General features: G+C 68.6%; 5 protein-coding genes. 4 read left to right on the top strand and 1 reads right to left on the bottom strand.

What is annotated here, in order from left to right:
• From GX015_RS01360 to GX015_RS01345, 4 genes are all read left to right on the top strand, one after another.
• Positions 1 to 1,163, top strand: a 1,163-nt coding sequence (locus tag GX015_RS01360) for a Na/Pi symporter (RefSeq protein ID WP_291342219.1), incomplete at its 5' end; no start/stop codon positions are given.
• Positions 1,164 to 1,193: 30 nt separating this feature from the next.
• On the top strand, positions 1,194 to 1,469 hold the full coding sequence (locus GX015_RS01355; RefSeq protein WP_291342218.1) for a hypothetical protein: 276 nt from the start codon (positions 1,194 to 1,196) through the stop codon (positions 1,467 to 1,469).
• Positions 1,470 to 1,666: 197 nt separating this feature from the next.
• Positions 1,667 to 1,867: a hypothetical protein gene (locus GX015_RS01350; RefSeq protein ID WP_146780664.1), complete on the top strand. Its 201-nt coding sequence runs from the start codon at positions 1,667 to 1,669 to the stop codon at positions 1,865 to 1,867.
• A 20-nt stretch (positions 1,868 to 1,887) separates the two neighbouring features.
• Complete coding sequence (locus tag GX015_RS01345) at positions 1,888 to 2,658, top strand: DUF1707 domain-containing protein (protein ID WP_168937640.1); 771 nt, start codon at positions 1,888 to 1,890, stop codon at positions 2,656 to 2,658.
• Positions 2,659 to 2,769: 111 nt separating this feature from the next.
• On the opposite strand, the gene rpoC is transcribed toward GX015_RS01345, so the two are convergent.
• The coding region (gene rpoC, locus GX015_RS01340; RefSeq protein WP_291342216.1) for a DNA-directed RNA polymerase subunit beta' at positions 2,770 to 5,660 on the bottom strand (2,891 nt) is incomplete at its 5' end.

The following is a 5,660-nucleotide window of genomic DNA, read 5'->3' as shown; positions in this document are numbered from 1 at the left end:
CCGCCAGCGACGTCCCCCACGGCATCCGCCGCCTTCCCAACTGGGTGCTGACCCTGCTGGCGATCGGCACCCTCTACATGCTGATCGTCGCCATCGGCGTCATCGGCGACGGCTTCAAGGGCCTGGGCAAGGACGCGGCCGAGGGCCTTTTCGATTTCGCCACCAACCCGTTCATCGCGCTGTTCGTCGGCGTGCTGGCCACGGCGATCATCCAGTCCTCATCGACGACGACGACGCTGGTGGTCACCGCGGTGGGTGCGGGGGCGTTGCCCATCGAGGTCGCGGTGCCCATGATCATGGGCGCCAACATCGGCACGTCGGTGACCAACACGCTGGCCTCCTTCGGCCACGCGGGCCACAAGGACGAATTCCGCCGCGCCTTCGCGGCCTCGACGGTGCACGACTTCTTCAATCTCTTCGCCGTCATCATCCTCCTGCCGATCGAGATCTTCTTCCATCCGATCCAGCGCAGCGCCGAGTGGTTGGCCGGTGCATTGTTCGGCACGGTGCTGCCGGATCCGGGCCAGGCCGACCTCGTCGGCACCCTCACGGACCCCGTCGTGGATCTGCTCGGCATGGACGGGTTGACAGGCCTGTTGCCAGGCTCCGATGTCGTCGCGGGCACCCTGACCATCCTTCTCGGCGTCGCCATGATCTTCTTCGCCGTCTCCTGGCTCGGCAAGATCCTGCAGGTCCTCATGGTCGGCCGAGCCAAGGCCATCCTGGAGAAGTCGGTCGGCGGCCATCCGCTTACCGCCATGGGCGCGGGCATGCTGGTCACCATCGCCGTGCAGTCCTCTTCTGTGACCACGTCGGTGATGGTCCCCTTCGCCGGTTCCGGCGCGCTGACCACCCGCCAGATCTACCCCCTGACCCTGGGCGCCAACGTGGGCACCACCGTCACCGCGCTGATCGCCGCAATGGCGGTGACCGGCGACGGCGCGAAGCTGGCGCTGACCATCGCACTGGTCCATACCCTGTTCAACGTGTTCGGCATCCTCATCATCTACGGGCTGCCGTTCCTGCGGTCCCTGCCGCTGCTGGGCGCGGAAACACTGGCGCACGTTGCGGCGGAGCGCAAGATCTACGCCGTGGCGTGGGTGCTGACGGTCTTCATCATCGTTCCGGCCCTGGCCATCCTCATCAAGGTCCTGTTCACCTAGTCCCGCCGACCACGCACCAGGAGCATTGCCATGACGAACTCCCCCATACGGGACGAGGAACCCCGCGACATCGATTCCGCGTCGGTCGACGAGCTGGAGAAGATGCTCGCCGACGCCGAGCGCAACATCCACGCCATCCGCGCAGAGCTCGCCGAGCGGCGTTCGGAGAAGCGCCACGAGCAGATCGAGGCGCTCCCCGACGACATCTCGACGTTCGAGGGAAGCTGGCGCAGCATCATCAAGATCCTCCGCGACGTCATCCGCGAGGAAAGGGAAGCCCGGGGCGCGGCCAAGGACGGCGAATAGGGATTGCCCGCGGACGCCTTGTCCGCCGCCACGGACGACGAACGCCCATCCGCCGCACGCAGATGGGCGTTCATTATTCGTTAACCTTGCGTTTACCCTCCGGGCCCGGTATGTTCGTCGGCTAACCCGGTTATCCGGGTGTGATTCACGTCGCATGCAATGAGCGCATGCCCGAAGCGATCAGTGAGGTGACCGCCATGTTCGACTGTTCCCGGAACGTCCCCGGCCCCGACGGCGTCTCGCCGTCGCTCACCGACGATCAGCGCCACGCGCTCTTCGTCGCACAGCTCCAGGTCCTGCCCGACGATTGGTCGCGGGCGAAGGCATCCTGGACCACCTGGCGGGACTTCGGCCGCGCGCTGCGCGCCGAGCTCTCCGCCCCTCCCATGGCGGCCTGATACCGCATAGAGTCGGGGCCATGAGCGCCCCCGACGGCCGGGCCACCGGCGACGACCCCCAGCCGCGCCCCCTGCGGGCGACGGACGACGAACGCCGCCGCGTGGCCGACGAATTGTCGGAGGCCCTCGGCCGCGGCCAAATCGACCTGTCCGAGTTCGACGAAAGAACGAACCGGGCCTGGGCGGCGCGCACGCGCGACGAGCTCGCCGATCCACTCGCCGATCTCGTAGACGACCCCTGGGCGATCATCATGGATCGGCCGCACCCGAACGCGGGAGGCGCGGTGGGCGGCATCGAGCCGTTTCGGCCCGCATCGCCCGCGGCGCATCGGCCTCCCGGAGAGGTGGCGGGGCCGTCGTCACGCGACCTGTCGGCGGTGGCGAAGGCGCACGTCACCGGCGAAACCGGTGGCTCGACCTTCAGCGTCGCCGTCATGTTCGGCGCCGACCAGGGCGGCGACTGGATCTGCCCGCCCACCCACTACTCCATCGCCGTCATGGGCGGCGTCGGCGTCGACCTGCGGCGCGCTCGATTCGAGGCGCACGAAACCGAGATCGTCGCCGTGGCAATCATGGGCGGCATCGAGATCATCGTTCCCGAGGACATTCGCCTGACCGTCCAGGGCACCGGCCTGATGGGCGGATTCGGCACGTCGAAGTCCCGCGACGTGGTCATCGCCGGCCACGATCTCCCGCCCGACGCCCCGCGCGTCCGGGTCACCGGCATCGCGCTGATGGGCGGCGTCGACGTCCGCCGCGTGCCCCGGTCCGACCGGCGCGAGCTGGAGTAGCCGGCCGCCGTTTTTCGCGCGGCCGGCCTTCCACGCGGCCGGACCATGGAAACGACGAAACCCCTCCCCCGGCCATTGGCCGGGGAGAGGGGGTCGTCGTAAAGCGGCCGTTTACTGGTCGTACGGGATGTCGTCCAGCGGAACGGCGCGGCCGGTCGGCTCGGCGTAGGTGTCCTCCGGGCCGTAGAAGCCCTCGCCCAGGGAGGCGAACGGGGCGGCGGCCTGGCGGGCGGCCTCCTCCGTCGGCTCCACCGCGATGTTGCGGTAGCGGGAGATGCCCGTGCCGGCCGGGATCAGCTTGCCGATGATCACGTTCTCCTTCAGGCCGATCAGCTTGTCGGAGCGCTTGTTGATCGCGGCATCGGTGAGCACTCGGGTCGTCTCCTGGAAGGAGGCGGCCGACAGCCACGAATCCGTGGCCAGCGAGGCCTTGGTGATGCCCATGATCTCCAGGCGCATCTGGATGGCCTTGCCGCCTTCGGCGACCGCCTGGCGCGACGCGGCCACGGCCTCCGCGTGCTCCACCAGCGAACCCGGCAGGAACTCGGTCGAGCCGGAGTCGATGACGGTGACGCGGCGCAGCATCTGGCGAACGATGACCTCGATGTGCTTGTCGTGGATGGCCACGCCCTGATCGCGGTAGACCGACTGGACTTCCTCGATCAGGTGGCGCTGCACGCCGCGGCGGCCGCGGATGCGCAGGACCTCGTGCGGGTCCGCGGCGCCCTTCATCAGCTGGGAGCCCATCTCGACGGTGTCGCCGTCGCGGATGGCGCGGCGGCGGCCGTCGACGGTGATCTCCGCGAGGCCCTGGCGCTTCGACAGCTTGTCGTAGACGACCTCGTCGGAACCGTCGTCCGGGACGATGGTCAGCGTGAAGAAGTGGTCGTCCTCCTCCAGGCGCACGCGGCCGGTGGCGGTGGCCAGCGGGGCGCGGTTCTTGGGCACGCGGGCCTCGAACAGCTCCTGGACTCGGGGCAGACCGCCCGTGATGTCGCCGCCGACGCCGCCCTGGTGGAACGTGCGCATGGTCAGCTGGGTGCCGGGCTCGCCGATGGACTGCGCGGCGACGATGCCCACGGCCTCGCCGATGTCGACCATCTTGCCGGTGGCCATGGAGCGGCCGTAGCAGGTGGCGCAGACGCCGGTCGGCGTGTTGCAGGTCAGGACGGAGCGGACCTTGACGGTGTCGATGCCGCGGGAGAGCAGATCGGTGATCTCCTCGTCGCGCAGATCGGTGCCCACCGGCAGGATCTCGTTGCCGTCGGCGTCGACGACCGGGGCCGCCAGGTAGCGGGCGATCGCCGAGGTCTCGACGTACTGCGCGCGGCGCAGCTCGCCGGTCGGCTGGCCGTCGGCGCCGAGCACGCGCTCGCCGATCTCGACGTCGACGCCGGCGGTGGCGCCGCAGTCTTCCTCGCGGACGATGACGTCCTGCGCGACGTCCACCAGACGACGGGTCAGGTAACCCGAGTCGGCGGTGCGCAGGGCGGTGTCGGCCAGGCCCTTGCGGGAACCGTGCGAGTTGTTGAAGTACTCCAGCACCGACAGGCCCTCGCGGAACGAGGTCTTGATCGGACGCGTGATGTACTCGCCGCGCGGGTTGGTGACCATGCCCTTCATGCCGGCCAGGGAGTGGATCTGGCCCATGTTGCCGGCGGCGCCGGACTTCACGATCATCGGGATCGGGTTGTCGTCGGGGTACAGGCCCTCGACCTTCTCGCCGACCTCGGCGGTCGCGGCCTTCCACAGGTTGACCAGCGACTCGTGACGCTCGGCCGAGGACAGCTTGCCGCGGCGGAACTTCTTCTCGATCGTGTCGGCCTTCTGCTCGTAGGAGTCGAGAATCTCCTTCTTGTTCGGCAGAACCAGCACGTCGGACATGGCGATGGTGACGCCGGAACGGGTCGCCCAGTAGAAACCGGCGTCCTTCAGCTTGTCGACGGTCTGCGCGACCGTGATCATCGGGTACTTCGACGCGAGGTCGTTGATGATCGCGGCCTGGGGCTTCTTGGCCATGACGCCCTCGACGTACGGGTAGTTCCACGGCAGCAGCTCGTTGAACGTCACGCGGCCCAGGGTCGTGTTGGCGGTCCAGACCTGGCCCTTCTCCCAACCATCGGGGAAGTGCTCGGCTTCGACGTCGGCCGGCGGGCGCAGGTGCGAGATGCGCACCTTGATCGGGGTCTGCAGGCCGATGGCGCCACGGTCGTACGCCATGATGGCCTCCGCCGGGGAGGCGTAGATGCCCTGCTCCGGCTGATCCTCGGTGGCGTCGGCGTGGGCGCCCGGCAGCTCGGGCTTCTCCAGCGTCAGGAAGTACAGGCCGGTGACCATGTCCAGTCGCGGCATGGCCAGCGGCTTGCCGGACGCCGGCGACAGGATGTTGTTCGAGGACAGCATGAGGATGCGGGCCTCGGCCTGCGCCTCCGCGGACAGCGGGAGGTGCACGGCCATCTGGTCGCCGTCGAAGTCGGCGTTGAACGCCTCACAGGCCAGCGGGTGCAGCTGGATGGCCTTGCCCTCGACGAGCACGGGCTCGAAGGCCTGGATGCCCAGGCGGTGCAGGGTGGGGGCACGGTTGAGCAGCACCGGGTGGCCGGTGATGACGTCCTCGAGGACGTCCCAGACCTCCGGGCGCTGGCGCTCGACCATGCGCTTGGCCGACTTGATGTTCTGCGCGTAGCTCTTGGCCACGAGCTCCTTCATGACGAAGGGCTTGAACAGCTCGAGGGCCATCAGCTTGGGCAGGCCGCACTGGTGCAGCTTGAGCTGCGGGCCGACGATGATGACCGAACGGCCCGAGTAGTCCACACGCTTACCGAGCAGGTTCTGACGGAAACGTCCCTGCTTGCCCTTGAGCATGTCCGACAGCGACTTCAGCGGGCGGTTGCCCGGTCCGGTGACCGGACGGCCGCGCCGGCCGTTGTCGAACAGGGCGTCGACGGCCTCCTGCAGCATGCGCCGCTCGTTGTTGACGATGATCTCGGGCGCGCCGAGGT

Origin of the sequence: Corynebacterium sp. (genome assembly GCF_012837295.1) — a bacterium.
GTDB lineage: Bacteria > Actinomycetota > Actinomycetes > Mycobacteriales > Mycobacteriaceae > Corynebacterium.
Note: the sequence above shows the minus strand (reverse complement) of the source record. Positions and strands in the feature narration are given on the sequence as shown.

Excerpts from the sequence above, each read along its gene's own strand:
- GX015_RS01345 (WP_168937640.1), top strand. The coding sequence starts at position 1,888 with ATGAGCGCCCCCGACGGCCGGGCCACCGGCGACGACCCCCAGCCGCGC.
- GX015_RS01350 (WP_146780664.1), top strand. The coding sequence starts at position 1,667 with ATGTTCGACTGTTCCCGGAACGTCCCCGGCCCCGACGGCGTCTCGCCG.
- GX015_RS01355 (WP_291342218.1), top strand. The coding sequence starts at position 1,194 with ATGACGAACTCCCCCATACGGGACGAGGAACCCCGCGACATCGATTCC.